Source organism: Pseudopontixanthobacter vadosimaris (assembly GCF_012979275.1).
Classification (GTDB): Bacteria; Pseudomonadota; Alphaproteobacteria; order Sphingomonadales; family Sphingomonadaceae; genus Pseudopontixanthobacter; species Pseudopontixanthobacter vadosimaris.
Genome location: NZ_JABASZ010000003.1, coordinates 1 through 22,763 on the forward strand (window position 1 = coordinate 1; position 22,763 = coordinate 22,763).

Sequence of the window (22,763 nt, forward strand, 5' to 3'; positions counted from 1 at the left end):
CTAAAACGAAGGTCCACCTGTCCCGATATGTTGGCGACCAAAACCGCGAAGCCGGTAAAAACCGTCTGCGCCGCTCCGGTGAAAAGGCATATATGGATCACCTCGATTCGGGTCAACGGGTTTTTGCAATTTTATTTCAAAATGGCCGCAAACTGGGAGAATCGCGTTAGTTTCCAGGTTTGCACAGATGGCCCCGGCCATCTGCACAAGGCCCGGCTGATGGACGCCGGCGGCGAACATTGCAGATGTGCAAAGAATCAGACGCGCAAATAATGCTGTCCAACCTTCCCCTTTGATCCTTACTGCGCCCGCATGGATTTCGGCACGCAGAATCAAGGCGAGGCAGCGCTGGCAGACGGGTTCGGATCGCGCGTCCGCAGTGCCATGGCCTGGCGCTGGGGCAGTCAGGTCCTGGCGCAGATCATCACCTGGGGTTCTACCCTGGCGGTGGTGCGCCTGCTGGATCCCAGCGATTACGGGCTGTTCGCAATGACGCAGGTCATCCTGGCGGCCTTGAACTTCCTGAATGGCTACAGCTTCGCCACCTCGCTCATCCAGACGGACCATATCGACAAGCGGCGGATCGGGCAGGTCTTCGGGCTGCTGATCCTGCTGAACGGGGCACTCGCCGCCGCGCAATACACGATCGCGCCTGTGGCAGCGGGCTATTACGGGCAGCCGCTGGTCGAGCCGATGTTACAGGTGCAGGCGCTGCTTTTCCTCACCACGCCGTTCATTGCCCTCCCCTCGGCCCTGCTGGCGAGGCGCATCCTGTTCCGCAGCCAGGCTTGGGTCAGCATGGGAGCCGCCGTAATCGCGGCCCTGACGGCACTGATCCTGGCGTGGCTCGGGTATGGAGTATGGGCGCTTGTGTTCGCCCCGCTGGCAGGGTTCGCCGCCCGTGCGATCGGACTGACGATCGCCGCACGCCTGCTGGTCTGGCCGGTGTTCGATTTTCGCGGTGCGTGGGACATCATCTCGTTCGGCGGGGCGCTCACCATCTGCCAGCTTTTCTGGATCCTGCAGAGCCAGGCCGACATCTTCATCGCCGGGCGCGCCTTCAATCCGCATGATCTGGGGCTGTATTCCGAAGCGCTGTTCCTGACCCTGATCATCACGGGCCGTTTCCTCCCGCCGGTGAACGAGGTCGCCTTCCCGGCCTATGCCGAATTGCACAAGGCGCAGCAGCCGCTGGCGCCCTTCTTCCTGCGCACCCTGCGCACGGTGTTCCTGGTGACGGCTCCGCTCTATACCGGGCTGGCGCTGACGGCTCCCTATGCGGTGCTGACCCTGTTCGGGCCGAAATGGGCAGAGATGGCGCCAATTGCGGCGGGACTTGCCATCGCCATGCCGGCGATGGCGCTGCAGATCGTGTGCAGCCCCGTGACGAATGCGATGGGCCTGCCGCGCATCTACATGATGACCAGCGCGGCCGGTGCGGTAATCTTTCCCGTGCTGTTCCTCATCGCCATCCGGAACGGTCCATCCGGGCTTGTACATGCGTGGTGGATCGCTGCGCCGGCGCTGCTGGTGATCACTCTCGCCCTCACCCTGCCGCGCGTGAAGCTGGGCCTGCGCGATTTGCTGCAGGAGATGCTGCCGATCATGCTCGCCTGCGCGCTCATGAGCCTTGCCGTGTTGTCCGTAGAGTGGCTCGCGACGGGATGGCCTGCACCGGCGATGCTGGCCCTGATGGTGATTGCCGGTGCGGCGGCCTATATCGGCTGCATGGCGCTGTTCTGGCCGCGAATGCTCAGGGAAACATGGGCGATGTTGCGGCAGAGCAGCGCATCCGTGCCAGCGCCTGCCGATCGAACCACGCCCACCGCGGGTGCCGGCGAGGTGTGAACCCTTCCAGGTAGCGCGGATAGAGATCCGCCATGCGCTGCGGCAGCGCGGCGGGGCCGGGTCCGCGCATGATGTCGCTGACGATCTTGTTCTGTAAATGCCGCAGGCTGTAATTGATCATCCGCCGCGACTGGCCTTGCAGCCCGGCCAGAGAAAGAGCCGTTGGCTGGCAGAGAAACCCCGCATCTTCGCAGACGGCGATCCGCATATCCTGCCAATTATCCTCGTGGCCGAGATCCGTCTTGGCGAGAGCGCCGACGAGGCTGTCATCACCGATCAGATCGTCCGGGAGGCGGATGCCCGATGCGCGCATCCTTTCCACGAAGCTGCCGCGCAATGCATAGAGGTCGCCGAAAAGCCCGTGTTCCGCCCGCATACTGGCCCTGTATGCCTCGACATGCCGTCCGTTCAAGGGCATGCCGGCGGCGGCATTGGCCCCTGCATCCTGTTCCAGACAATGTGCCAGCGCAGCGATGGAGCCGGGCAGGATCTGCGCGTCGCCATCCACGAATGCGAGCACCGGCGGCACCGGATCCGGGCTGTCCAGGATAAAGCGGTTCCAGCTGCGCGCCTTTCCCGCTTCCTCATAGACATGGACTTTCGCCAGCCGCATTTCCCGCGCGATCTGCGCCGTTCGGTCCGCCGAGCCGTTGACCACGACATGAATAGCAGCGGCACCTTCCTCCGCCAGGCTGGAGAGGCATGCCGCGATACGCCGCTCCTCATTATGCGCAAGGACGACCACCACCGCTTTCGCCGCGCCCTTTATGCTGGATCGGGGTTCGGCATAGGCAGTGCTGCCGGAGGGAAGTTCCATGCCCGCTTCTATAAGGCGCGAAAGGCGCCGGAACGAAGCACAAAGTACCGCACCATTGCGGTAAGCCGTGCCGCCACCCATCTTGACCCGCAATGCCTCCCGATAGTGCCACACCCACACCCGTCGACCACGACAGCTGGAAAACGCTGCGCCGGTTCCTTCCCTATCTGTGGCCGGCCGACCGGCCCGACCTTCGCATTCGCATCGTTATCGCCATGCTGATCGTGCTGGCGGCAAAGGCCATCGTGCTGCTGACCCCGCTGGCCCTTAAGCGCGTCGTCGATACGATGGCGCTGGACGGCGACCCGGCGATGACGGTCGCGTTCCTGTTCGTCATCGCCTATGCAGCGGGCCGGTTTTCCAGCACCATGTTCGACAATCTGCGAAACGTCGTGTTCGAGAAGGTCGGGCAGGACGCCACGCGGCAACTGGCGGAAGACGTCTTTGCCCGCCTGCACCGCCTGTCGCTGCGCTTCCATCTGTCGCGCCGCACGGGCGAGGTGACGAAGACGATCGAGCGCGGCACCAAGAGCATCGATTCGATGCTGTATTTCCTGCTGTTCAACATTGCGCCGACCATTATCGAACTGATCGCGGTGGCCGTCATCTTCTACACCATGTTCGGGGTCGAGCTGGTCATGGCGACCGGGATCACGGTGGTTCTCTACATGGCCGTCACCCGCTGGATTACTGAATGGCGCACGAAATTGCGCGCCCGCATGAACGAGCTGGACGGGACGGCCCTGTCGCGGGCGGTGGATTCGCTGCTGAATTACGAGACAGTAAAATATTTTGGCGCGGAGGATCGCGAGCACGCCCGCTACGCCAGTTCCGCCCGCGAATATGCCGAGGCCGCGCGCAAGAGCGAGAATTCGCTGGGCCTGCTGAACGTCGTGCAGGCGCTGATCATGAATCTGCTGATGATCGCCGCGCTCGGCTTCACGGTCTGGGAATGGAGCAGGGGCCGTCTCACCGTGGGTGACCTGGTCGCGGTGCAGACCTATCTGACACAGCTTTTCCGCCCGCTCGACATGCTGGGCTGGGTCTATCGCACCATTCGCCAGGGGCTGATCGACATGGCGGCCATGTTCAAGCTGATCGATACCGAGGTCGAGGTCCGGGATGCACCCGGGGCACCCGCGCTGCTGGTCCGCCGACCGACGATCACCTTCGACGACGTCACCTTCGGCTATGACCGGGGCCGCACGATCCTGCACGGGCTGTCCTTCGAGGTTCCGGCGGGCGGTCATGTTGCGCTGGTCGGCCCGTCGGGCGCAGGCAAGAGCACAATCGCCCGCCTGCTGTTCCGGTTCTACGATCCGTGGAGCGGACGCATCCTGATCGACGGGCAGGACATCGCCGGCGTGACTCAGGCCAGCCTGCGGCAGAATATCGGCATCGTGCCGCAGGACAGCGTGCTGTTCAACGACACCATCGGCTATAACATCGGCTATGGCCGCGAGGGTGCGACGCATGACGAGATCGTTGCTGCGGCGCGCGGTGCAGCGATCCTGCCCTTCATCAACCGCCTTCCGCACGGGCTGGATACCGAGGTGGGCGAACGCGGTCTGAAACTGTCCGGCGGCGAGAAGCAGCGCGTCGCCATCGCCCGCACCCTCGTCAAGAACCCGCCCATCCTGCTGCTGGACGAAGCCACCAGCGCGCTGGATTCGCGGACCGAGCAGGATATTCTGGCCACGCTGCACAAGGTTTCCGCAAACCGCACCAGCCTGTCCATCGCGCATCGGCTTTCGACGATTGCAGACTCAGATCAGATCCTGGTGCTCGACGGCGGAATGCTGGCGGAAAGCGGCACGCACGCGCAATTGCTGCGCGCCGACGGCCTTTATGCCGACATGTGGCAGCGGCAGGAATCCCAAAGCGAAGAAGCGGCAGAACCCGAAACCGCGACGGCCTAGCTGGGCAGCATCAGAGGATATATTTGCTGAGGTCGCTGTCCTGCGCCAGTTCGGCCAGCCGGTCGCGTACGTAAGCGGCGTCGATGGAGATCGTCTCGCCTGCATGGTCTTCGGCTTCGAAGCTGAGTTCCTCCAGCAGCTTCTCCATGACGGTCTGCAGGCGCCGGGCACCGATATTCTCGACGCTTTCATTCACCTGCGCGGCGATACGGGCGATTTCGCGCACGGCATCGTCGCCGATCTCCAGCGTCACGTCCTCGGTGCCGATCAGCGCCTTGTACTGTTCCACGAGATTGGCGCGCGTTTCCGCCAGGATGCGGACGAAATCCTCTTCGGTCAGTGCGCGCAATTCCACGCGGATCGGCAAGCGGCCCTGCAGTTCGGGCAGCATGTCGGACGGCTTGGCAACATGGAACGCGCCGCTGGCGATGAACAGCACGTGGTCCGTCTTCATCGGGCCATATTTGGTGGCGACGGTGGTGCCCTCGATCAGCGGCAGCAGGTCGCGCTGCACGCCTTCGCGGCTGACGGAACCGCCACGCACGTCGGAAACCGCGATCTTGTCGATCTCGTCCAGAAAGACGATGCCGTTTGTCTCGGCATTCTCCAGCGCGACACGGGCGACATCGTCCTGGTCCATCCGCTTTTCGGCTTCCTCGTCCACCAGCCTGTCCCAGGCATCGGGCACTTTCAGCTTGCGGCGCTTGGTGTTCGATTTGCCGAACGCCTTGCCCATCATGTCGCCGAGATTGATCATGCCGATATTCCCGCCCATGCCGGGAATGTCCATGTTCATGGCAGGGGCTTCCTCGACCTCGATCTCGACTTCCGTTTCGTTCATCGAATTGTCGATGACGCGCTGGCGGAAGCTTTCGCGCGTCGCTTCGGAGGCGTTTTCACCGACGAGAGCATTCAGCAGCCGGTCCATCGCGGCCTTCGATGCCGCTTCGCGCACCGCCTCCCGGCGGCGGTCCTTTTCAAGGCGAATGGCTTCTTCCACCAGATCGCGGGCGATCTGTTCGACGTCGCGGCCGACATAGCCGACCTCGGTAAACTTGGTTGCTTCGATCTTGACGAAAGGTGCCTCGGCGAGCCTGGCCAGACGGCGGCTGATCTCGGTCTTGCCGCAGCCGGTGGGGCCGATCATCAGGATGTTCTTGGGCGTGACCTCGTCGCGCAGTTCCGGGGCAAGGCGCTGGCGCCGCCAGCGGTTGCGCAGGGCGACGGCAACCGCGCGCTTGGCCTCTTTCTGGCCGATGATATGTTCATCCAGCGCGGCGACGATGGCACGGGGGGTCAGATTGTCTATCATGATTTTCCGTTACTGCTCAGACAGTTTCGAGCGTGACATTTTCATTGGTGAAGACGCATACGTCCGCGGCGACCTGCATGGCGCGGCGCGCGATGGTCTCGGCATCGTCCTCGTAATCGGACAGCGCCCGCGCGGCAGCGAGCGCATAATTGCCGCCCGAACCGATCGCGGCGATAATCGTGTCGTTCTTGCTTTCGGGTTCGAGCACATCGCCATTGCCGGTCAGGACGAGAAGGTTTTCCTTGTCCGCCACGATCATCAACGCTTCCAGATTGCGCAGATATTTGTCGGTGCGCCAGTCCTTCGTCATTTCGACGGAGGCGCGCAGAAGCTGGCCGCGATATTGCTCCAGCTTCTTCTCGAGTCGTTCGAACAGGGTGAAAGCATCGGCGGTTGCGCCTGCGAAACCGGCCACGACCTTGCCGTTCTCCAGCCCGCCTTCGCCGATGCGGCGCACCTTGCGGGCATTCGGCTTCATGACCGTATTACCCATCGAAACCTGCCCGTCGCCAGCGATGACGGTCTTGCCGCCACGCTTCACGCCGATGATGGTAGTTCCGTGCCACTGGATGAGGCCGTGGCTCGCTCTGTTATCGTCCATGGCCGCGATATGGGGCTGGCAGCAAGGCAATCAAGCGCCGCGTTCCGCCGGCCTGTCGCGGAACCGCCGATCAGGGTCCCGCGGGCGCGCCCATGCCGGGCGCGCCGACGCTGCCGATATTGCCGAACAGATCCTCGAAGAAGCTGCGCTCGCGGCCCAAAGTCGGCGTTTCGTCGCCATCGGGGGTCAGGTAGACGACCTGCTCGAGGCCGCTGCGATCCGCCGCGACGACATTGCCCGCAGGATCGAACCGGATCGCCAGCACGCTGTGTTCCTCGATCTTCGGGCGGACGAAGGGGCGGCGGCCGGTCACGCTCGACACGTAATACCACACTGGTTCGCCGAACTGGCTGGTGAAGGTGGGCCGGCCCAGCGTGGCCTGCACCGACTGGCGATTGTCGATCCCCGGCTGCACCGACTGGGTCAGCGTCTGGTCGACGATGTAACCCCGATTTTCGCGAATCGACGAACAGCCGCTCGCCGCCAGTCCTGCGCCAAGCAACAAAGCCAGTTTCATCGCCAGTGCTGCACGCATTAATCGTAACCTTTTCATCATCTGGTCCGGCCCAGGCCGTGACGCCGTGTCTTCCGGCAGCCGCCTTACGGCCAAGCAACCGGCCATGCAACATGACTGCGGGAGGGCGCCGGCTCGCCTTGCCACATGCCCTTGCGCCCGCGATGCCCCGGGCGGCTTGAATTGACGGTGAACGATCGCATCTGGGTCCATGAACCTTGCGCCATGCGCGAACCAGTGGAACATCACCGATCATGTCATTTCTCGCCAATCTGCTCGGCCTTGGCCGCGACCCGCGCCGCGATCTCGCGCCCTTGTGGCATGCGACGGTCGAACTCGGCCGCGATCCGTATTTCTATGCCGAATGCGGCGTGGCCGACACGGTGGAAGGACGGTTCGACATGGTGACCGCAGCGCTTGCCCTGGTGCTGCTGCGAATGGAGCGCGAGCCTGAGCTGGTCGAACCATCGGTGCGCCTGACCGAGCTTTTCGTCGACGATATGGACGGGCAATTGCGCGAAAGCGGCGTCGGTGATGTGGTCGTCGGCAAGCATCTCGGCCGGTTGATGAGCGTGATGGGTGGACGGCTCGGCGCTTATCGCGACAATCTGGCGGCGGAACGGGAACTGGAAGACGCCGTCACCCGCAACGTCAGCCTGTCGGAAGGCGGATCGCCCGCCTGCGTGGCGCGCCGCTTGCGAGAGATAGCCGCCCGGCTGGACCGCACGGAGGGTGCGGATCTGCTGGAAGGGAGGATTGCCCGATGAATGATGTGACGAACGAATTTTCCCGGCCAGTGCGGACGCGCCAGCTGCCCGAAGCCACGCAGGCGCTGGAAGCCGCACCCGGCGAACGCGCCGCGCTTGCCCGCCGCTTCGATATCGTGGCTGTCAATTCGCTGCGTGCGGATATCGCCCTCGACCACGATGGCGACGCCATTACCGCAACAGGAACCCTTAAGGCCGATGTGGTGCAAAGCTGCGCCGTGTCGGGCGAGGATTTGCCGGTCAGGATCGCCGAACCGCTGTCGTTCCGGTTCCTTCCCGCGCGCTTACATGATGCGGAGGAAGAGGTCGAGCTGGAAGCAAGCGAGCTGGACGAAATCTTTTACGAGGGCGAGAGTTTCGACCTCGGGGAAGCCATCGCGCAAAGCCTTGCCTTGGCGATCGACCCCTTCGCCTGCGGACCCGATGCAGACCGGGTCCGGCAGGAGAAAGGCCTGGCGGCCGACGACCAGCCGAGCGGCCCCTTTGCCGCACTGGCCGCACTCAAGGGGAAGTAATCCGGCAGAGTTGGGACTGCCGGCGGTTCAGAGGTCGATCAAAACGGGATATCGTCGTCGAGATCGTCGTAATTCGATCCGCCGCCGGAAGACGAGCCGCCCGATCCGCCGCCCTGGTTCCAGCCGCCGCCTGACGAGCCGCCATTCTGGCCCCCGCCACTGCCCTGACCGCCGCCTCCCCGGTTCCAGCCGCCGCCCTGACCGCCGCCGCCGCCCTGGCCGCCACCCTGACCACCGGGCCCATCGAGCATCGTCAGCGTTCCGTCGAACCCGCGCAGGACGATCTCGGTCGAATAACGGTCATTGCCCGACTGGTCCTGCCATTTGCGGGTCTGCAGCTTGCCTTCGATGAAGACCTTGCTGCCCTTGCGCAGGAATCGTTCGGCAACCCCGACCAGCCCTTCGGAGAAAATGGCGACAGTGTGCCATTCGGTCTTTTCCTGACGTTCTCCGTTCTTGTCCTTCCAGTTCTCGCTGGTGGCGATCCGCAGATTGCAGACCTTGCCGCCATTCTGGAAGCTCTTGACTTCGGGATCAGCACCCAGATTGCCGATCAGCATGACCTTGTTCAGGCTGCCTGCCATGATTGATTCCTCTCGCTAAAGGCCGAGCGCCACTGCGCTCCAGTAAGTGATTCCCGCGAAGACATAAGCCAGCGCGAACAGGTAAACGAGCATGAAGATTGGCCACTTCCAACCGTTCGTTTCGCGTCGGGCGACCGCGATGGTCGACAGACATTGCGGGGCAAAGACGAACCAGGCGAGGAATGCAAGCGCGGTCGGCAGGCTCCAGCGGCCGGACAATGTCTCGGTCAGGCCTTCGGCTTCCTCCTCCTCATTATCGGCATCGATGGCGTAGGTCGTGGCAAGACTCGCCACCGCGACCTCGCGCGCCGCCATGGCCGGGATCAGGGCAAGGCTGATCTCCCGATTGAAGCCGATCGGTTCCAGCACGACGTTCAGGCCATCGGCTATGGTGCCCGCGATGCTGGCATCCACCTGGCTTTCGCCCGGCTCCGCCCGCGGAAAGCTGAGCAGCAGCCACAGGACCACCGTGGCAGCAAAGATGATCGTGCCTGCCCGGCGCAGGAACACCCATGCCCGCTGCCACAATCCGATTCCGATATCCCGCAAACGCGGCATCTGGTAACGCGGCATCTCCATGATGAAGCCGCTGGCGCCGCCCGCCGTCACAGAACGCCGCAGCACCAGCGCGACCACCATCGCTCCGACGATTCCTGCAACATACAAGGCGAACAGCACCAGCCCCTGCAATCCGATGCCCGGCTCGACGCTGGTTGCGGGGATGAAGGCCGCGATGATGACGGCATAGACCGGAAGGCGCGCGGAACAGGTCATCAGCGGCGCGATGAGGATCGTCGTCAGCCGGTCCTTGGGGTCGGCGATACTGCGCGTGGCCATGATGCCCGGAATGGCGCAGGCGAAACTGGACAGCAGCGGAATGAAGCTGCGCCCCGACAGGCCGACGCCCTGCATCATCCGGTCCATCAGGAAGGCCGCCCGCGCCATGTAACCCGTCGCCTCCATCATCAGGATGAAGGCGAACAATATGACGATCTGCGGCAGGAAGACGATGACCGAGCCGACGCCGGCAAGTACGCCCTGCGTCAGGAAATCGCGCGGCAGTCCCGCCGGCAGCACCGCAGTGACACCATCGGACAGGGCGCCGATTCCGGCATCCAGCGCATCGGCGAAGGGCGTCGCCCACGCGAAAACGGCCTGGAACATGACGAACAAGAAACCGAACAATATGACCGGACCCAGCCAGGGGTTCAGCAGCACCCGGTCCAGCCCGGCATGCAGGCGCCGTTCGGAGGTTTCCGACAGGATCGCCCCGCGCGCCATGTTCTTGGCGGCGAGGCGGCGTTCGGGCAGCGACAGGTTGAAGCCGTGATGCGCTTCCCCGCCATCGATATCGGTGCGCATTTTCGCCTCGCCGACGGCGGCGAGCAATTCGTCCAGCCCCCGGCGGCGCACCGCCACCGTGGGCACCACGGGCACGCCCAGCGCCTGTTCCAGCGCGGCTGCATCGAGGATCAGCCCGTCGCGTTCGGCCAGATCGACCATGTTGAGAGCGACGACGACCGGGCGGCCGATAGCGATGACTTCCTGCGCGAAGACGAGGTGCTGTTCGAGATTCGCGGCATCGAGGACGAGGATCAGAACCTCGGGCCGCGCCTCGCCCGGAAACTCGCCCTGCACGACCCGCCGGGTCACTTCCTCGTCCGGGCTGGTCGTGTCAAAGGAATAGCTGCCGGGCAGATCGATCAGTTCGGCCGGCTCGCCCGAGGGCAAGGTGATCCGGCCTGCCTTGCGCTCGACGGTCACGCCCGGATAATTGGCGATCTTCTGCCGCGCGCCCGTCAGCGCGTTGAACAGGGCGCTCTTGCCGGCATTGGGATTGCCGACCAGCGCGGCGGTACGGATGCGGCTCATGCCGGTTCCACCTGCATGGCGGCGGCATGGGCGCGGCGCAGGGCGATCGTCATTCGGCCGATGGTCAGGGCCAGCGGATCGCGCCCGCCGAAGACGCCGCGATGGATGACCTTGATCTCGGCACCTTCGTCGAGGCCCAGCGCCCGCAGGCGCTTGCCTTCTTCAGGAGCAAGGACGCTCCAGTCGACGGAGGAAATCACCGCAGCAGTACCTGCTTCCAGATTTTCGAGAGTCATGGATGTGCAGCTAGGCGATCGGGACGCTAATTGCAAACAATTCGCATTAGTGCCTTTCGTACAGATCACCGGCCAGGTCAGCGGGCCGGATCAGCGCGCCGGATAGCGCAATCGGCCGAGGAACCGCATCACGCTGAAACTTTCCCTGTCGCCGCCGAGCAGGCGCGCCTTCGCTTTTTCGAATTTCATGACCCCGGCGATTCGGCGGTCGAGGAAGGCACGGGTGTCGGCCTTGTCGGCACTGTCGTCTTCCATGAACACGGCCAGCGTCGCGGCATAGATGCCCGCCAGGATCGTGCGCTTGGTATAATGGTTGTAATCCGTCGCGGTATCGCCTGCCTGACGCCAAATGACGTCGGCACTCCGCCAGCCCGTCTTCAATGATCGGGATACATTTTGCGGCAAGGCCATGATCGCCATCGCGCGGCGCAGGGCCTCTTCGCGGCCGAGGAGCGCGTCCAGTCGGAACTGGATCTGGGCGCGTATCCTTTCGCGAATCGGCATGGCCGCCAGCGCCGCCGCAGGCAGCGCCAGCACCATGGCCAGGTCGATAGAGCGAATCCACGCATCCACCATGTCCATCGCGCCGCCGGGAAAAGCCAGCCGCGCCACATCTACGTCCACGCCGACATCCAGCGCCGCCATTTCCAGCGCCGTATCGCCCCAGCCATCGAAGACTGCGGCATCGGCGATGGCGGGTGCCAGCACCGGCCGCAGTTCCTCCAGCGTCAGGTCGGCAGGGTTCATCTCCGTCGGGTCCAGTCGCTCGATCATCGCGTCGGACCGTAGATTCGTGCGGATTGCCCAGCCGACGCACGCGCCGCATCGGCCTTCTCGATCTCGACCAGCGCGAGCGACCCGCCGGAAAGCTGCGCGTAATCCCGCGCGGTGCGGCCCGAATTGTCGGCCCGGTCGGGATTTGCCCCCTTGTCGAGCAGCAGGCGCAGCATGGCCATGTCGCGGCGATGCACCGCGGCGATCAAGGGCGTTTCACCGGCGCTGTTGGTCACGTCGACGCGGGCGCCTGCATCCAGCAAGGCTTCCGCCCCGTCAACGAAGCCGATGTTCGAGGCGATGACCAGCGGCGTGACGCCGTCCTTGTCGGCGAGATTCGGATTGGCACCCCGTGCCGTCAGAAATTTTATCCACTGCGTGTCGCGCCGTGCCGTCACGATATGCAACGCGCCCTGGCCATTGGAAATGTCGCGCGTGTTGACCAGCGTATTGCCCGGTTCCGCCAGCGCGTTGACGACCACCGTTCCGTCGCGGTCCTTCACGGCTTTGAGAAATTCATACCCGTCGGACATCTGCGCCTGAACAGGCTGGGAAACCAGCATCAGCGCAAGCCCCAGTGCCGGCACCGCGCCCGCGATGCCCGTGCGCCGGAGCCGCCTCATCCTGCGAAAATGAATTGCCATCCGCTTCGTCTCTTTCGTGCTATTACCGTCAGGGCCAAACCGCTGAATGCCGAACCGCAAAACAGGGCACGGCATCAGTACGGCCCTTGTCCAAACCTCTGTCCTGTACCAGTTAGCAGACCATGAACCAGCACGCCATGCCCCCTTCGCCCGCAACCCGTTACGCCGCCAGACTGCTGGGCGCCCTGACCGCGCTGGCGCTTGGTGCCTGTACGCCGCAAGGGGCGGACGCGCCGGGGGATGAACCGCCGTTGCAGGGTGCGACCATCGGCGGGCCGTTCACGCTTGTCAGCTCGGACGGCGAGACGGTGAACTGGTCCGATTTCCAGGGGCGATACCGCATCGTCTATTTCGGCTATGCCTATTGCCCCGATATCTGCCCCACCTCGGTCCAGCGCATGATGCAGGGCTATCGCCTGTTTGCCGAGGACGAGCCTGCGCTGGGCGAACGGATCCAGCCGATCTTCATCACCATCGACCCCGAACGCGACACGCCGGAAATCGTGGGCGAATTTACCGCCGCTTTCTCCGACCGGCTGATCGGCCTCACCGGCACGCCGGAACAGGTGGCGCAGGCGGCGGATAATTTCCGCGTCTATAATGCGCGCGGGGAAGACCAGCCGGGCGGGGGATATCTTATGGATCATTCCGACATCGCCTATCTGTTCGGTCCTGACGGCGAACCGATCGCCACATTGCCGACCGATCAGGGGCCGCAGGCGGTGCAAGCGGAACTGGCGAAATGGGTGCGCTGAGGGACCGTTTCTGGGAACGCCCGCTTGCCGATCTGAACCGGGAGGAATGGGAGCGCCTGTGCGATGGCTGCGGGCGCTGCTGCCTGCACAAGATCGAAGACCCCGACACGGGCGAGATCGAGGATACCAATGTCGCCTGCAAGCTGCTGGACCGCAGTACGGCGCGTTGCAGCGATTACCGCAACCGCAAGGCTTTCGTGCCCGATTGCATGCGGCTGACGCTGAAACTGGTGCAGGACGTCAACTGGCTGCCCGAAAGCTGCGCCTATCGCCTTCGCGCGGAAGATCGCCCGCTGCCTGCATGGCATCCCCTGCTGACCGGGAATGCCCAATCGGCCATGGCAGCGGGCGCGACCGTCGCAGGCCGCGTCATCTGCGAAACGCGGGCCGGCCCGCTCGAACAGCATATCGTCGATTGGAACGAAACAGATGCGGGCGATACCGATGCGGACGATGCCGATGCGGATGATGCCGGGGCGGTAGATGATTGACTGGCTGCTCGGGCGCGGCCAGCACCCTGAAATCCGCGTCGCCGGCCGCGTGCTGCCCATTGCCATCATTCGCCATGCCACCGCGCGGCGGATGATCCTGCGCCTTTCGCCGGACGGCAGCGAGGTTCGCGTCACCCTGCCGCGCTGGGGCCGGACCGCCGAGGCTGTCGCCTTCGCGCACAGCCGCAGCGACTGGCTGGCCCGCCAGGCCGAGGCGCTTCCGCGGAGCACGCCCCCGGCCTGCGGCGGCACGCTGCAATTTCGCGGACGATCGCTGCTGATCCGTCACGATGTGTCCCACCCGCGCAAGCCGAACTCGTCAGGCGATACGGTGACGCTGGGCGGCCCTGCCGAGACGATCCCGGCGCGGCTGCAACGCTGGCTGGAAGAACAGGCGCTGCCGCTGTTCGCCGCCGATGCAGCCGAATACGCGCAGACTGCCGGGGTTCCCATGCCGCCTGTGCGCCTGTCCCGCGCCCGGCGGCGCTGGGGCAGCTGTTCGTCGGACGGCGTGCTGCGCCTGAACTGGCGGCTGGTCCAGGCACCCGACTGCGTGCGGCGCAGCGTCGTCGCGCACGAAATCGCGCATCTGGTGCATTTCGATCATTCGCCGCAATTCCATGCCCTGCTCGAACGCATCTATGGCGGCGACCTCACGCAGGCGAATGCCTGGCTGAAAGCCTCGGGACCGGGGCTTTACGCCAGCTTTGGTTGACGTCATCCGACAGTAAGACAAAATTAACCGTAATCGGCGACAAGGAGCAATGCGCTTCGCCCTTCCATTCGTCCTGACCGCCGCCATTCTGGCCAGCGGCGCGGGCGCGCCGGTCCTAGCGCAGGGAAAGTGCAGCTTCTGCGATACCAATCCCCCGCCCAACGGCACCGGGGGCGGCAGGCCGAACAACCGCGCACTCGACCTGGAAATCCAGAGCGACATGGATTTCGGCCGGCTTCTCATCATCGGCAGCGGCGATGGACGCGTCATCCTCGATCTGGCGACGGGCAGCAAGATGGTCTTCGGCGATCTCGACGATTTCGGCGGCCTGACGGTGCAGGGCCGGGCCACCGTCCGTGGGCGACCGCTGCGCACCGTGCGCATCGATTTCCCCGGTAGTGTCACCTTGAGCGATGCGCGCGGCGGCCGTGCGGAACTGCGCGAATTCAAGACCAGCCTGCGTGCGCTGCCCACTCTGGACGCCAATGGGCAGTTGGACTTCACCTATACCGGCACGCTTTACACCACGGCGGCGGTGGCATCGGGCGGTACCTTGCGCGGGCGAATACCGATACAGGTCGATTACGACTGATCCCGCGCGATACTGGCGCGGTTAAGCCTGTGTCGCTATATGCATCTCCATGCGTTTCCTCTCCCGATTGAACCCCGGCCCCGGCATTGCCGATTTCTGGACCGAGTTCCGCAGGCCCAACCCCTATCGCTGGCCCGCACTCGGCATATCGATGCTGATTACATTCACCCTGCTGTATCTGTTCACTCAGGAACGGGTGGTGCTGCCGCCGGAACGGCCGGTGGTCACCTATATCACCAGCTTCGCGCCAGACCGGACCGAGGCCGAGATCGTTGCTGCAAACATCGCAAATCAGCGACGGCAGGATGAAATCACGCGGCTTGCGGCAGAGCGGCAGGAGCGTATCCGCGACATGTACCGGACTTTGGGTGAGATGTCGGGCATGGATGTGGAACGGATCGAACGGGAAGCTGCGGCGGAACGCGCCGCCGAGCAGGCCGCAGCCGCAAACGCTCCGGCAGCGCAGGCGCGCAATGCGGCCGGTGCCGTTTCCGCCCCCGATTCGGCGCAGTGATGTATCTGCATGGCGATGCGGAATGGCTGGATGCAGCGGCGCGCCTTGCCATCCGCGCCCGCCCGCTCAGCCGCCCCAACCCCTCTGTGGGCGCAATCATCGTCAGGGATGGCCGTGTTCAGGGGCGCGGATGGACGAAGGCCGGCGGCCGGCCCCATGCAGAAGCCGTCGCGCTGGCGCAGGCCGGACCGAATGCCGCCGGCGCCACGCTTTACACCACGCTCGAACCCTGCGCCCATGCCTCACCGCGCGGGCCGACCTGTGCCGATCTGTGCAGCGCCGCAGAATTGAAGCGCGCCGTTATCGGGCTGGAAGATCCCGATCCGCGTACGGCCGGAAGCGGCATCGCCCGCCTGGTCGCTGCCGGGGTCGCGGTCACCGTGCTGGACAGACCCCCGGTTCGCAGCAGCCTTGCCGGCTACCTCTGCCGCGCGCGCTATGGCAGGCCCCATGTCACGCTGAAATTAGCGACCAGCCTCGATGGCTGCATCGCGCTTGAAAATGGCGAAAGCCGCTGGATCACCGGCGAAGATGCCCGTCGCCACGTTCATTCGCGGCGCGCCATGGCCGACGCCATTCTGGTAGGGGGAGAGACATGGCGAACAGACCGGCCATCGCTGGACGTGCGCTTGCCCGGGTTGAAAGCCCGCAGCCCTCGCCGATTGGTGCTGACGCGAAAGGCGGCCCCCGGCGGCATCGAGGCTATTGGCTCGCCTTCCGGCATTCACCAGCTTGGCGATGTGCAATATCTCTATGTCGAAGGCGGAGCGCAGACCGCTGCCGCCTTTCTGCAAGGCGATCTGGTCGATACTCTGCACCTCTACCAGGCACCTGTTCTCATCGGCGCTGGCCGGCAGGCGCTGGGCGACATCGGTCTTTCCGATCTTGCCGCAGCACATGAGCGCTGGGCTGTCAGCGACAGCCGCCAGCTTGGCAGTGACCGCTTCACCGCCTATGAACGGATCCGCAGCGCATAGGCCCGGCGGCCCGCCGGCAGGGCTGCATTCAGACAGGCAGGAAATTCCATGTTCACCGGCATCGTCACCGCTCTCGGTAAAATTCGCAATAGGCAGCAGCGCGGCGACCTGCGGTGCCGGATCGCCTGCCCGTTCGATCCGGCGGAAATGGCGATCGGCGCATCGATCGCCTGCTCGGGCGTCTGCCTGACGGTCGTGGAACGGGGCGGTTCGAAAGGCGACGCCTGGTTCGCCGTGGATGTTTCCGCCGAAAGCGTGCGGCGCACCGTGCCCGGCATGTGGGATGAAGGCAGGCCGTTGAACCTGGAACCTGCCTTGCGTCTGGGCGACGAGCTGGGCGGGCACATCGTTACCGGCCATGTCGATGCCGTGGGGATGGTGACCGGCGCCGATGCGGAAGGGGATTCGACCCGCCTCACCATCTCGGCGCCTGCCGAACTTGCCCCGTTCATCGCGCCCAAGGGTTCGATAACGGTCGATGGCGCATCGCTGACCGTGAACGAGGTGACGGACGAAGCGGATGGATCGGTCCGCTTCACTCTCAACATCATCCCGCATACCGCCGAGGTCACGACTTTGTGCCGGCTCGGGCCAGAGGACCGCGTCAATCTCGAGATCGACACCATGGCCCGCTATCTGCACCGTATGCAGAGCCTGCGGGCCACCGCCTGAACATGCGCCTGTTCAGGCTGTCGCCTCAGCCGGCAACGTCCGACAGGGCGGCGATGAAATCGGCAATATTGCCGCTATGCAATCCGGCGACGTTGATCCGGCCCGATCCCGCCATGTAGACACCGTGGTCGCGGCGCAGGGCGGCAATCTGCTGCTTGTCCAGCGGCAGCACCGCGAACAGCCCGTGCCCCATGCCGAGCGGCGTCAGGTCGAGCGATCCAGCCGTTCCTGCCGCAGCGAGTTTCGCACGGACGCCGCCCATCCTTTCGCGCATCGATGCAAGCTCGGCTCGCCAGTCCTCGGTCATACCGGCATCCCGCAGCACGATGCGGACAGCTGCGCCGCCGTGATCGGGCGGCATCGACCAGTTTGCCCGCGCCAGCGCATTGGCATTGGACATGATCGTGTCCAGCTGGTCGCCCTTCTGCGCCATGACATAGAAAGCGCCGACCCGGTCGCGGTACAGCCCGAAATTCTTGTCGCAGCTATAGGCGATCAGGGCTTCGGGAACGGCCCGGAGCACGGCGCGCAGGCCGTATACATCCTCCTCCATACCCTGCCCCAGCCCCTGATAGGCGACATCGATCAGCGGCAGAACGCCGGAGGACTCCAGCGTCGCCGCGATCGTGTCCCACTGATCGTCCGTATAATCGATTCCGGTGGGATTGTGACAACAGCCATGCAGCAGCACGGCATCGCCCGGCCCGGCCCCGTCCAGAGCCGCCAGCAAAGCGCCCAGATCGGCCGCGCCGTCCGCGCCCGCATGCTGAAAGGATGCGACCTCGATCCCGACATCGGCCAGGATCTGGGCATGGTTGGGCCAGCTGGGCACGCCCATCAGAACGCGCTTCACGCCTGACTGCTTTGCCAGCGCCAGCGCCAGGCGAACCGCGCCCGTTCCACCCGGCGTCTGCATGCCCCGGATACGGCCATGCATGGTCGCATCTTCGCCGAAGATATAGGGCATCAGCGCATGCACGAAGCCCATGTCGCCTTCCGGGCCGAGATAGGCCTTGCTGTCCTGTTCGCCGAGCAGCTGAGCTTCCGCTGACTTGATCGCCGAGAATACCGGGGTGGAGCCGTCGTCGGTGCGGTAGACCCCGACCCCCAGATCGATCTTGCCGGGCCGCTGGTCGTCGGCATACATCTTGATGAGCGCAAGCAGCGCATCGGCGGGCTGAGGATCTAGTCTGTCGAGCATGACAGCCTCATGCCGAGCCGGAGGCAGCCCCGCAACAGCAATTTCAGATGAGACCGGCCAATCGCAGCTTCGTCAGAACGGCAACCACCGCTGCTCGCGCGAAAAGCGCATATATCCGGCATTCACGCCAAGGCGCAGACCAGCGCCGACGCGGATGGGAATGAGCACGACATCGCCCTTGCGCAGATAGCTCGCCGTCATGCCGCCAACGAGATAGGCCTGGCCCTCGCCCGCCGGAAACCGTTCGTAGAGCTCGTCGGTGTCATAGAGATTATAGACCAGCACGAAGGTGTTGCCCGCGTTTGCGCCTGCATCGAAGCCGATGCTGGGGCCTGTCCAGTAGACCGGCATCTTGCCCTCGACCTTGTGATACAGCGTTCCCGAACCATAGCGCGCGCCGATGATGAAAGCCCCGCCGGCTTCACGGCCGACGATGTATCCGTTGGGCTCGCCCTGTTCGGCCAGCAGCTTCTCGATCATGCGGGCGACGCCCTCGGCACCTTCTCCGAACAGTCCCTGTGCCGCGCCGATCAGATCGTCCTGCCGGTATGTGTCGCCCTGAGCCGCTGCGACGGCAGGTTGCGCATTTTCCTGTGATGCAGCCGGTTCGGACGATGACGGCGCCGCCTCGGTCCCGGTCCATGCTTCCACGTTGGTGTCGGCCCCTGCCTCCGCCCCCGCCTCAGGCCCGACCGGCGTTGCGGCCTGATAGGTGCCATCGGTGGCGAACACATAATCGTCGCCGGGCCGTTCGGCAGGTACCTCGACCTGGCCCTGCATGAGGTCGCCGTCGATCGCCTGATCGGGGTCGATACGCTCGATCCCCTGTGCAGCCAAAGGCGAAACCGCGAAACCGATCGTTCCGGCAATCACGGCTGCCATCCGGCCGATCTTCGAAAATGCGAGGCTCATGTTACCTGTCCCGTATCGATGCATTCCGTCCTGATACAGAGGGGTAGCGACGTGAAGCAACACTGAACCGCAGCGACGAAATCCCTGGATCGAGAGCAAACAGGCACCTTGCCGCCCCGCAAACCAGTCGCTATAGCGCGCCCTCGCTGCTGCGATCCGGAGACGTGGGTGAGTGGCTGAAACCAGTTCCCTGCTAAGGAACCATACTGGGTAACCGGTATCGAGGGTTCGAATCCCTCCGTCTCCGCCACAGTTCATTCAAATCGACAATTTAACAGCCAGATCGGCAAACTTACCCCATCCTTTCCCTCATGGGATTTAATGCACGATTCGGCGTCAAGTTGGCAGGGCAATGATCGAAATTACGGCGACCGTTGACGACGACGCTTCGAGACATAGCGCCGCAAGTTGTCGGTTCGCGGTGCGCCGATGCTGTAATGCGAGCGCCAGCCGAAGCGATGTTTTGGCATGGGCGCGGACGGCTTGAACTGGCGGTACGACGCTGGAATGGCCGAGGGCAAATCGGAAACCGACCGAAACCGGACGCTCGCCATCGTTCATCAGTTTGCGGGTCGCATGGTCGATGGCCGCATTGAGGCCGTGTTCCTTGCGCTCCAGAGCTAGCTTGCCGGCGGTGCAGATCATCGACCGCTCTTGTTCGTGCATGCTCAGCAACACCGTTATTTCTCGCCGTCATATGCAGTGGTGTGGCCAAACTGTCAGTTTGACGGCGGTACCTGATATTCATTCTGGACAATTGCGCTACGGTTCGAAACACCGGATCGGAATTCCAATCGCTGCCGCACAAGGAATGATCGTCATGGAAGGAGGACAATGATGGCCTATTACGGAAAATACGACACGCCGAAACAAGTGCTCGATGATCACAATCTTAGCCAGGGCGCGAAGATCGAGATGCTGGAATCCTGGCGTGACGATAAGGAGGCCTATATGCGTGCTTCTGAAGAAGGCATGGGCGGAGAGGATCGGTCGCACATACTGAAGGAGGTCGAGAAAGCCCTGATCGCATTACGAGCCGAAATGGATAAGACGTAAAACCGTCTGAGCGGGTGACCCGGAAGCTGGCCGGTGAGGAGATGACGAAGACACCAGCAAAAATCGACTGGTGCGATAGAAGGGTCGGCGGATAGGCTAAGGAGCGCGCAGACGCGGAGTGACTTGGAAAAGCACCGTTTTATTGGCGATGGTCGATCCTATGTGGGATGTCCGTCTACAAGACCCCGGATTCGAATATCGCCAAGCCAACGGAAATTGAAACGATGGTAGCCAATTCGGCCGAATAAGTCTTGCCCGTGGCCAAGACGGGAAACGCTGAATTGCCGCCCATCGTGCAGCGATGCCGGCAACGTATCACGACGCGGCCCACTTCCGCATTGGTTCTATCCACATTCATTCCAAAGGTTGCTGACCGCTTATCCATGAGTCGATGATCCATTCGCGTAGTGCTCTATCGTCGAGTGATGATATGAAGCGCGCGTCGGCAGGATCTTCCAGATGATGGAAGAAAACTATGCGTTCGTTTTCCAGATATACGGCCCGGACATATTCGCCATCTTCCGATCCGGCGCCGCCGATTGCAGGGGCAAACCCCAACTCGCTTAACGCGGATGTCAGCCGTTCCAACTGGCCTTCATAAGCCGGGGAAAACCGTTCCCAGATTTCTGTCGGCTCCGGGCCTGACAAGCCCCACGCGAATCTTTCGTCGTCTCTAGGCCGGGGGAAGCGGATTTGCGTTGATATGGCGGAGACTCTCTCTTCGTGCGGCCTGCCGCGTAACCGGAATGACTCAGGTTATCCCGTCTTTAGGTTATCGACCATGCCCTATATATTCTGACGCCGATAAAACATCAAATCGCCGGATACCCGATTAACAGCACGGCACCCATCGCTGTGCCCACCCTGGCGCGGAAGCGAAGCTGTGCAAGGCACATTATCAATGACTGCCTGTCGGCTTCATCCTGACTGGCGGTGAGGCTTTGGATTACACCGCCGCCGAGCCGCTGATGGCGATCCCGGACGCGAAGCCCAAGGCACTGCTGGCGGGCAAAGGTTATGACGGGTCCCCCTGAAAGCCTGCCGATCCGGGGCATCCTGCCGATCATCCCGCCTCGCTCGAACCGCAAGGTGCCCGAACATCCCGACTATCGCCCCTACCAGAACCGCGATCGCGCCGAGCGATTGTTCGGAAAGCGTGCGCGTCTGAGTGAATCAAACCCGCGCCCAGGAAGATTTCATTTGATAAGCCTAACGCGTCGCCACCTGAATGCGGCTACAGATATGGCGGTCAAGATGAAGGTTGCCCAGAATATACTAACGAAGGGTGCGGAATTTCCATAAAGTAAGCGCCCCACGAGGGTTGTGACCAGACCAAGGGGAGTGCCGATGACCACAGCCCACCATAGCGTACGCAGTCGCTTGGCGGGAAGCCCGCGCCGCTCACGTCGGTTTAACCAGATGAAGGTGCCCGTCGCCGCGATGGCGCTCAGTGCCAGTCCGAATACGATATAGGCGATTTTGACCGGAAGCCCCCCGAAGTTTCCGAAATGTAGATTGTAAGTCGATGCGGCCAGTTGCTGCCCGATCGAACCGTCGGCAAGGCCAGCGCTAGAAAGGAACTGTCCATCACCGTCGAACGCGTAATATTCGCCAAATATCCGTCGCTGCGGATGTTCACCAATGATCTGGATATGCTGCCCGGCTGTCTGCGGATCATGCAGGATAACGTAATACGGTGTTACCTTCTCGAAATTCGCCGTCATATAATTCAAAGCAGGCAGAATGTCGGGCGTGACGGCAGGCGCTGGGTCCGGCTCTCCTTCTTCGCCGAATATCGCTTCCGTGACACGTTCGACATCTCCGCCATAGGCTGTCGCCGCCATCCCGAAGCCGGAGACGTAGAAAAGTCCGATTATCGCCCCTGTCAGGGCAATGGCAATGCCGAATGGCAGCGTCCAGACGGCGAGCCGGTTATGCCAGTCGACCGTGGCGATATCGTCCTTGCGGCGGGCGCGAAGACGAAACGCATCCCTGAAGATGCGCGGATGCGCCATTGTGCCGGATATGGCCAGGGCGACCATCATCGCCCCCAGCGCGCCGACCAAGGTCATGCCCACGATCGCCGGCAAATTGAGCCGATAATGAAGCGCCAGGACAAATTTGGCCCAAGCGTTTTCTTCGGGCATCACGATCCCGCCCGCAGCATCGATGTGGACCGCCTGCGTATCGGTAGTGATCGTCGTGCGGGGCAGCGCGTCCGTCGGCAAATGAACGAAAAGATGCGTGGTGGTCGCCTGTGCCTTTTCGCTTTCGAGGACATTCTCGATCCCTCGCTGGATCGCGGCAGGCTCTATCGAAGCCATCTCCGGCGCGCCCGGCTGCTCGAACCGCTGCCATTCCTCATACAGCACGATTGCCGTCCCGGTCACGCAGATCAGGTATAGCAAGGCGCAGCAGATCAGGCCGATCGCGGAATGAGCCGATAGCGCTTTCTGCACGGTGGCCTTACCCATT

Annotated in this window: 27 protein-coding genes and 1 tRNA gene; 14 read left to right on the plus strand and 14 right to left on the minus strand. The window is 63.4% G+C overall.

Going from position 1 to position 22,763, the window contains the following annotated elements:
* The first annotated feature begins 312 nt into the window (after positions 1-312).
* Positions 313-1,848, plus strand: a complete 1,536-nt coding sequence (locus HG250_RS00510) for a lipopolysaccharide biosynthesis protein (protein ID WP_240956823.1) — start codon at positions 313-315, stop codon at positions 1,846-1,848.
* Here the strand turns inward: HG250_RS00510 and HG250_RS00515 are convergent.
* On the minus strand, positions 1,754-2,665 hold the full coding sequence (locus HG250_RS00515) for a glycosyltransferase family A protein (RefSeq protein ID WP_170001784.1): 912 nt from the start codon (positions 2,663-2,665) through the stop codon (positions 1,754-1,756). The two genes, HG250_RS00510 and HG250_RS00515, sit on opposite strands and share 95 nt — an antisense overlap.
* 92 nt (positions 2,666-2,757) lie before the next feature.
* Between HG250_RS00515 and HG250_RS00520 the strand changes: the two genes are divergently transcribed.
* The gene (locus tag HG250_RS00520; protein ID WP_170001786.1) at positions 2,758-4,584 is read left to right on the plus strand and encodes an ABCB family ABC transporter ATP-binding protein/permease; all 1,827 of its coding nucleotides are present in this window, start codon (positions 2,758-2,760) and stop codon (positions 4,582-4,584) included.
* 10 nt (positions 4,585-4,594) lie between these two features.
* Here the strand turns inward: HG250_RS00520 and hslU are convergent, their stop codons facing one another.
* The 3 genes from hslU to HG250_RS00535 all read right to left on the minus strand — a co-directional run bounded on the left by hslU (position 4,595) and on the right by HG250_RS00535 (position 7,032).
* Positions 4,595-5,896 carry an ATP-dependent protease ATPase subunit HslU gene (hslU, locus tag HG250_RS00525; RefSeq protein ID WP_170001788.1) on the minus strand — a complete coding sequence of 434 codons (1,302 nt, stop codon included), beginning with the start codon at positions 5,894-5,896 and terminating at the stop codon, positions 4,595-4,597.
* Between the two features lie 16 nt (positions 5,897-5,912).
* On the minus strand, positions 5,913-6,497 hold the full coding sequence (hslV, locus tag HG250_RS00530; protein WP_170001790.1) for an ATP-dependent protease subunit HslV: 585 nt from the start codon (positions 6,495-6,497) through the stop codon (positions 5,913-5,915).
* Positions 6,498-6,567: 70 nt separating this feature from the next.
* Positions 6,568-7,032, minus strand: a complete 465-nt coding sequence (locus HG250_RS00535; protein WP_240956824.1) for an outer membrane protein assembly factor BamE — start codon at positions 7,030-7,032, stop codon at positions 6,568-6,570.
* 233 nt (positions 7,033-7,265) lie between these two features.
* Between HG250_RS00535 and HG250_RS00540 the strand changes: the two genes are divergently transcribed.
* Together HG250_RS00540 and HG250_RS00545 are read left to right on the plus strand one after the other, a co-directional pair.
* Positions 7,266-7,778 (plus strand): ubiquinol-cytochrome C chaperone family protein, encoded by a 513-nt coding sequence (locus HG250_RS00540; RefSeq protein WP_170001792.1) that lies wholly within the window; start codon positions 7,266-7,268, stop codon positions 7,776-7,778.
* A complete protein-coding gene (locus HG250_RS00545) occupies positions 7,775-8,293 on the plus strand; it encodes a YceD family protein (protein ID WP_170001794.1) in 519 nt (172 codons plus the stop codon). Before HG250_RS00540 ends, HG250_RS00545 begins: the two co-directional genes overlap by 4 nt.
* A 38-nt stretch (positions 8,294-8,331) precedes the next feature.
* Here HG250_RS00545 and ssb read toward each other — a convergent pair whose 3' ends face one another.
* The 5 genes from ssb to HG250_RS00570 form a co-directional block, all read right to left on the minus strand.
* Entirely contained in the window at positions 8,332-8,877 is a 546-nt protein-coding gene (gene ssb, locus HG250_RS00550) for a single-stranded DNA-binding protein (RefSeq protein WP_170001796.1), read from the minus strand.
* A gap of 15 nt (positions 8,878-8,892) precedes the next feature.
* Positions 8,893-10,749 carry a ferrous iron transporter B gene (gene feoB / locus HG250_RS00555; RefSeq protein ID WP_170001798.1) on the minus strand — a complete coding sequence of 619 codons (1,857 nt, stop codon included), beginning with the start codon at positions 10,747-10,749 and terminating at the stop codon, positions 8,893-8,895.
* Positions 10,746-10,985, minus strand: a complete 240-nt coding sequence (locus HG250_RS00560) for a FeoA family protein (RefSeq protein ID WP_170001800.1) — start codon at positions 10,983-10,985, stop codon at positions 10,746-10,748. Before HG250_RS00560 ends, feoB begins: the two co-directional genes overlap by 4 nt.
* Positions 10,986-11,075: 90 nt before the next feature.
* Positions 11,076-11,759, minus strand: coding sequence for a COQ9 family protein (locus HG250_RS00565; protein ID WP_170001802.1), 684 nt, complete (start codon positions 11,757-11,759; stop codon positions 11,076-11,078).
* Positions 11,756-12,382, minus strand: a complete 627-nt coding sequence (locus HG250_RS00570) for an ankyrin repeat domain-containing protein (RefSeq protein ID WP_170001804.1) — start codon at positions 12,380-12,382, stop codon at positions 11,756-11,758. Before HG250_RS00570 ends, HG250_RS00565 begins: the two co-directional genes overlap by 4 nt.
* A 143-nt stretch (positions 12,383-12,525) precedes the next feature.
* Here HG250_RS00570 and HG250_RS00575 point away from each other — a divergent pair, with 143 nt between their 5' ends.
* The 7 genes from HG250_RS00575 to HG250_RS00605 are packed head-to-tail and all read left to right on the plus strand — an operon-like array spanning position 12,526 to position 17,119.
* Entirely contained in the window at positions 12,526-13,158 is a 633-nt protein-coding gene (locus HG250_RS00575; protein ID WP_170001806.1) for an SCO family protein, read from the plus strand.
* Entirely contained in the window at positions 13,146-13,649 is a 504-nt protein-coding gene (locus tag HG250_RS00580) for a YcgN family cysteine cluster protein (protein WP_170001808.1), read from the plus strand. The genes HG250_RS00575 and HG250_RS00580 overlap by 13 nt, the downstream gene beginning before the upstream one ends.
* On the plus strand, positions 13,642-14,364 hold the full coding sequence (locus tag HG250_RS00585) for a M48 family metallopeptidase (protein WP_170001810.1): 723 nt from the start codon (positions 13,642-13,644) through the stop codon (positions 14,362-14,364). The genes HG250_RS00580 and HG250_RS00585 overlap by 8 nt, the downstream gene beginning before the upstream one ends.
* 49 nt (positions 14,365-14,413) lie before the next feature.
* Positions 14,414-14,956 carry a DUF4402 domain-containing protein gene (locus HG250_RS00590; protein ID WP_170001812.1) on the plus strand — a complete coding sequence of 181 codons (543 nt, stop codon included), beginning with the start codon at positions 14,414-14,416 and terminating at the stop codon, positions 14,954-14,956.
* 49 nt (positions 14,957-15,005) lie between these two features.
* A complete protein-coding gene (locus HG250_RS00595; protein ID WP_170001814.1) occupies positions 15,006-15,470 on the plus strand; it encodes a hypothetical protein in 465 nt (154 codons plus the stop codon).
* Positions 15,470-16,447: a bifunctional diaminohydroxyphosphoribosylaminopyrimidine deaminase/5-amino-6-(5-phosphoribosylamino)uracil reductase RibD gene (gene ribD, locus HG250_RS00600; protein ID WP_170001898.1), complete on the plus strand. Its 978-nt coding sequence runs from the start codon at positions 15,470-15,472 to the stop codon at positions 16,445-16,447. Before HG250_RS00595 ends, ribD begins: the two co-directional genes overlap by 1 nt.
* A gap of 48 nt (positions 16,448-16,495) precedes the next feature.
* Positions 16,496-17,119: a riboflavin synthase gene (locus HG250_RS00605; RefSeq protein ID WP_170001816.1), complete on the plus strand. Its 624-nt coding sequence runs from the start codon at positions 16,496-16,498 to the stop codon at positions 17,117-17,119.
* A 25-nt stretch (positions 17,120-17,144) separates the two neighbouring features.
* Here the strand turns inward: HG250_RS00605 and HG250_RS00610 are convergent, their stop codons facing one another.
* Positions 17,145-18,320: an amino acid aminotransferase gene (locus tag HG250_RS00610; protein ID WP_170001818.1), complete on the minus strand. Its 1,176-nt coding sequence runs from the start codon at positions 18,318-18,320 to the stop codon at positions 17,145-17,147.
* A gap of 72 nt (positions 18,321-18,392) precedes the next feature.
* Positions 18,393-19,232, minus strand: a complete 840-nt coding sequence (locus HG250_RS00615) for a DUF1134 domain-containing protein (protein WP_420821298.1) — start codon at positions 19,230-19,232, stop codon at positions 18,393-18,395.
* Between the two features lie 158 nt (positions 19,233-19,390).
* Between HG250_RS00615 and HG250_RS00620 the strand changes: the two genes are divergently transcribed.
* Positions 19,391-19,482 (plus strand) — tRNA-Ser (locus HG250_RS00620).
* 86 nt (positions 19,483-19,568) lie between these two features.
* Here the strand turns inward: HG250_RS00620 and HG250_RS12795 are convergent.
* Positions 19,569-19,898, minus strand: a complete 330-nt coding sequence (locus HG250_RS12795) for a HoxN/HupN/NixA family nickel/cobalt transporter (RefSeq protein WP_205763479.1) — start codon at positions 19,896-19,898, stop codon at positions 19,569-19,571.
* Between HG250_RS12795 and HG250_RS00635 the strand changes: the two genes are divergently transcribed.
* Both HG250_RS00635 and HG250_RS00640 read left to right on the plus strand, forming a co-directional pair.
* On the plus strand, positions 19,897-20,070 hold the full coding sequence (locus HG250_RS00635; RefSeq protein WP_170001782.1) for a hypothetical protein: 174 nt from the start codon (positions 19,897-19,899) through the stop codon (positions 20,068-20,070). The genes HG250_RS12795 and HG250_RS00635 overlap by 2 nt on opposite strands.
* Positions 20,067-20,288 (plus strand): hypothetical protein, encoded by a 222-nt coding sequence (locus HG250_RS00640; protein ID WP_170001820.1) that lies wholly within the window; start codon positions 20,067-20,069, stop codon positions 20,286-20,288. Before HG250_RS00635 ends, HG250_RS00640 begins: the two co-directional genes overlap by 4 nt.
* Positions 20,289-20,642: 354 nt before the next feature.
* Here HG250_RS00640 and HG250_RS00645 read toward each other — a convergent pair whose 3' ends face one another.
* Entirely contained in the window at positions 20,643-20,936 is a 294-nt protein-coding gene (locus HG250_RS00645; RefSeq protein ID WP_170001822.1) for a hypothetical protein, read from the minus strand.
* Positions 20,937-21,484: 548 nt separating this feature from the next.
* Positions 21,485-22,762 (minus strand): PepSY-associated TM helix domain-containing protein, encoded by a 1,278-nt coding sequence (locus HG250_RS00650; RefSeq protein ID WP_240956825.1) that lies wholly within the window; start codon positions 22,760-22,762, stop codon positions 21,485-21,487.
* Position 22,763: the final 1 nt, after the last annotated feature.

Excerpts from the sequence above, each read along its gene's own strand:
- HG250_RS00510 (WP_240956823.1), top strand. The coding sequence starts at position 313 with ATGGATTTCGGCACGCAGAATCAAGGCGAGGCAGCGCTGGCAGACGGG.
- HG250_RS00515 (WP_170001784.1), bottom strand. The coding sequence starts at position 2,665 with ATGGAACTTCCCTCCGGCAGCACTGCCTATGCCGAACCCCGATCCAGC.
- HG250_RS00520 (WP_170001786.1), top strand. The coding sequence starts at position 2,758 with ATGCCTCCCGATAGTGCCACACCCACACCCGTCGACCACGACAGCTGG.
- hslU (WP_170001788.1), bottom strand. The coding sequence starts at position 5,896 with ATGATAGACAATCTGACCCCCCGTGCCATCGTCGCCGCGCTGGATGAA.
- hslV (WP_170001790.1), bottom strand. The coding sequence starts at position 6,497 with ATGGACGATAACAGAGCGAGCCACGGCCTCATCCAGTGGCACGGAACT.
- HG250_RS00535 (WP_240956824.1), bottom strand. The coding sequence starts at position 7,032 with ATGCGTGCAGCACTGGCGATGAAACTGGCTTTGTTGCTTGGCGCAGGA.
- HG250_RS00540 (WP_170001792.1), top strand. The coding sequence starts at position 7,266 with ATGTCATTTCTCGCCAATCTGCTCGGCCTTGGCCGCGACCCGCGCCGC.
- HG250_RS00545 (WP_170001794.1), top strand. The coding sequence starts at position 7,775 with ATGAATGATGTGACGAACGAATTTTCCCGGCCAGTGCGGACGCGCCAG.
- ssb (WP_170001796.1), bottom strand. The coding sequence starts at position 8,877 with ATGGCAGGCAGCCTGAACAAGGTCATGCTGATCGGCAATCTGGGTGCT.
- feoB (WP_170001798.1), bottom strand. The coding sequence starts at position 10,749 with ATGAGCCGCATCCGTACCGCCGCGCTGGTCGGCAATCCCAATGCCGGC.
- HG250_RS00560 (WP_170001800.1), bottom strand. The coding sequence starts at position 10,985 with ATGACTCTCGAAAATCTGGAAGCAGGTACTGCTGCGGTGATTTCCTCC.
- HG250_RS00565 (WP_170001802.1), bottom strand. The coding sequence starts at position 11,759 with ATGATCGAGCGACTGGACCCGACGGAGATGAACCCTGCCGACCTGACG.
- HG250_RS00570 (WP_170001804.1), bottom strand. The coding sequence starts at position 12,382 with ATGAGGCGGCTCCGGCGCACGGGCATCGCGGGCGCGGTGCCGGCACTG.
- HG250_RS00575 (WP_170001806.1), top strand. The coding sequence starts at position 12,526 with ATGAACCAGCACGCCATGCCCCCTTCGCCCGCAACCCGTTACGCCGCC.
- HG250_RS00580 (WP_170001808.1), top strand. The coding sequence starts at position 13,146 with ATGGGTGCGCTGAGGGACCGTTTCTGGGAACGCCCGCTTGCCGATCTG.
- HG250_RS00585 (WP_170001810.1), top strand. The coding sequence starts at position 13,642 with ATGATTGACTGGCTGCTCGGGCGCGGCCAGCACCCTGAAATCCGCGTC.
- HG250_RS00590 (WP_170001812.1), top strand. The coding sequence starts at position 14,414 with ATGCGCTTCGCCCTTCCATTCGTCCTGACCGCCGCCATTCTGGCCAGC.
- HG250_RS00595 (WP_170001814.1), top strand. The coding sequence starts at position 15,006 with ATGCGTTTCCTCTCCCGATTGAACCCCGGCCCCGGCATTGCCGATTTC.
- ribD (WP_170001898.1), top strand. The coding sequence starts at position 15,470 with ATGTATCTGCATGGCGATGCGGAATGGCTGGATGCAGCGGCGCGCCTT.
- HG250_RS00605 (WP_170001816.1), top strand. The coding sequence starts at position 16,496 with ATGTTCACCGGCATCGTCACCGCTCTCGGTAAAATTCGCAATAGGCAG.
- HG250_RS00610 (WP_170001818.1), bottom strand. The coding sequence starts at position 18,320 with ATGCTCGACAGACTAGATCCTCAGCCCGCCGATGCGCTGCTTGCGCTC.
- HG250_RS00615 (WP_420821298.1), bottom strand. The coding sequence starts at position 19,232 with ATGAGCCTCGCATTTTCGAAGATCGGCCGGATGGCAGCCGTGATTGCC.
- HG250_RS00635 (WP_170001782.1), top strand. The coding sequence starts at position 19,897 with ATGCTCAGCAACACCGTTATTTCTCGCCGTCATATGCAGTGGTGTGGC.
- HG250_RS12795 (WP_205763479.1), bottom strand. The coding sequence starts at position 19,898 with ATGCACGAACAAGAGCGGTCGATGATCTGCACCGCCGGCAAGCTAGCT.
- HG250_RS00640 (WP_170001820.1), top strand. The coding sequence starts at position 20,067 with ATGATGGCCTATTACGGAAAATACGACACGCCGAAACAAGTGCTCGAT.
- HG250_RS00650 (WP_240956825.1), bottom strand. The coding sequence starts at position 22,762 with ATGGGTAAGGCCACCGTGCAGAAAGCGCTATCGGCTCATTCCGCGATC.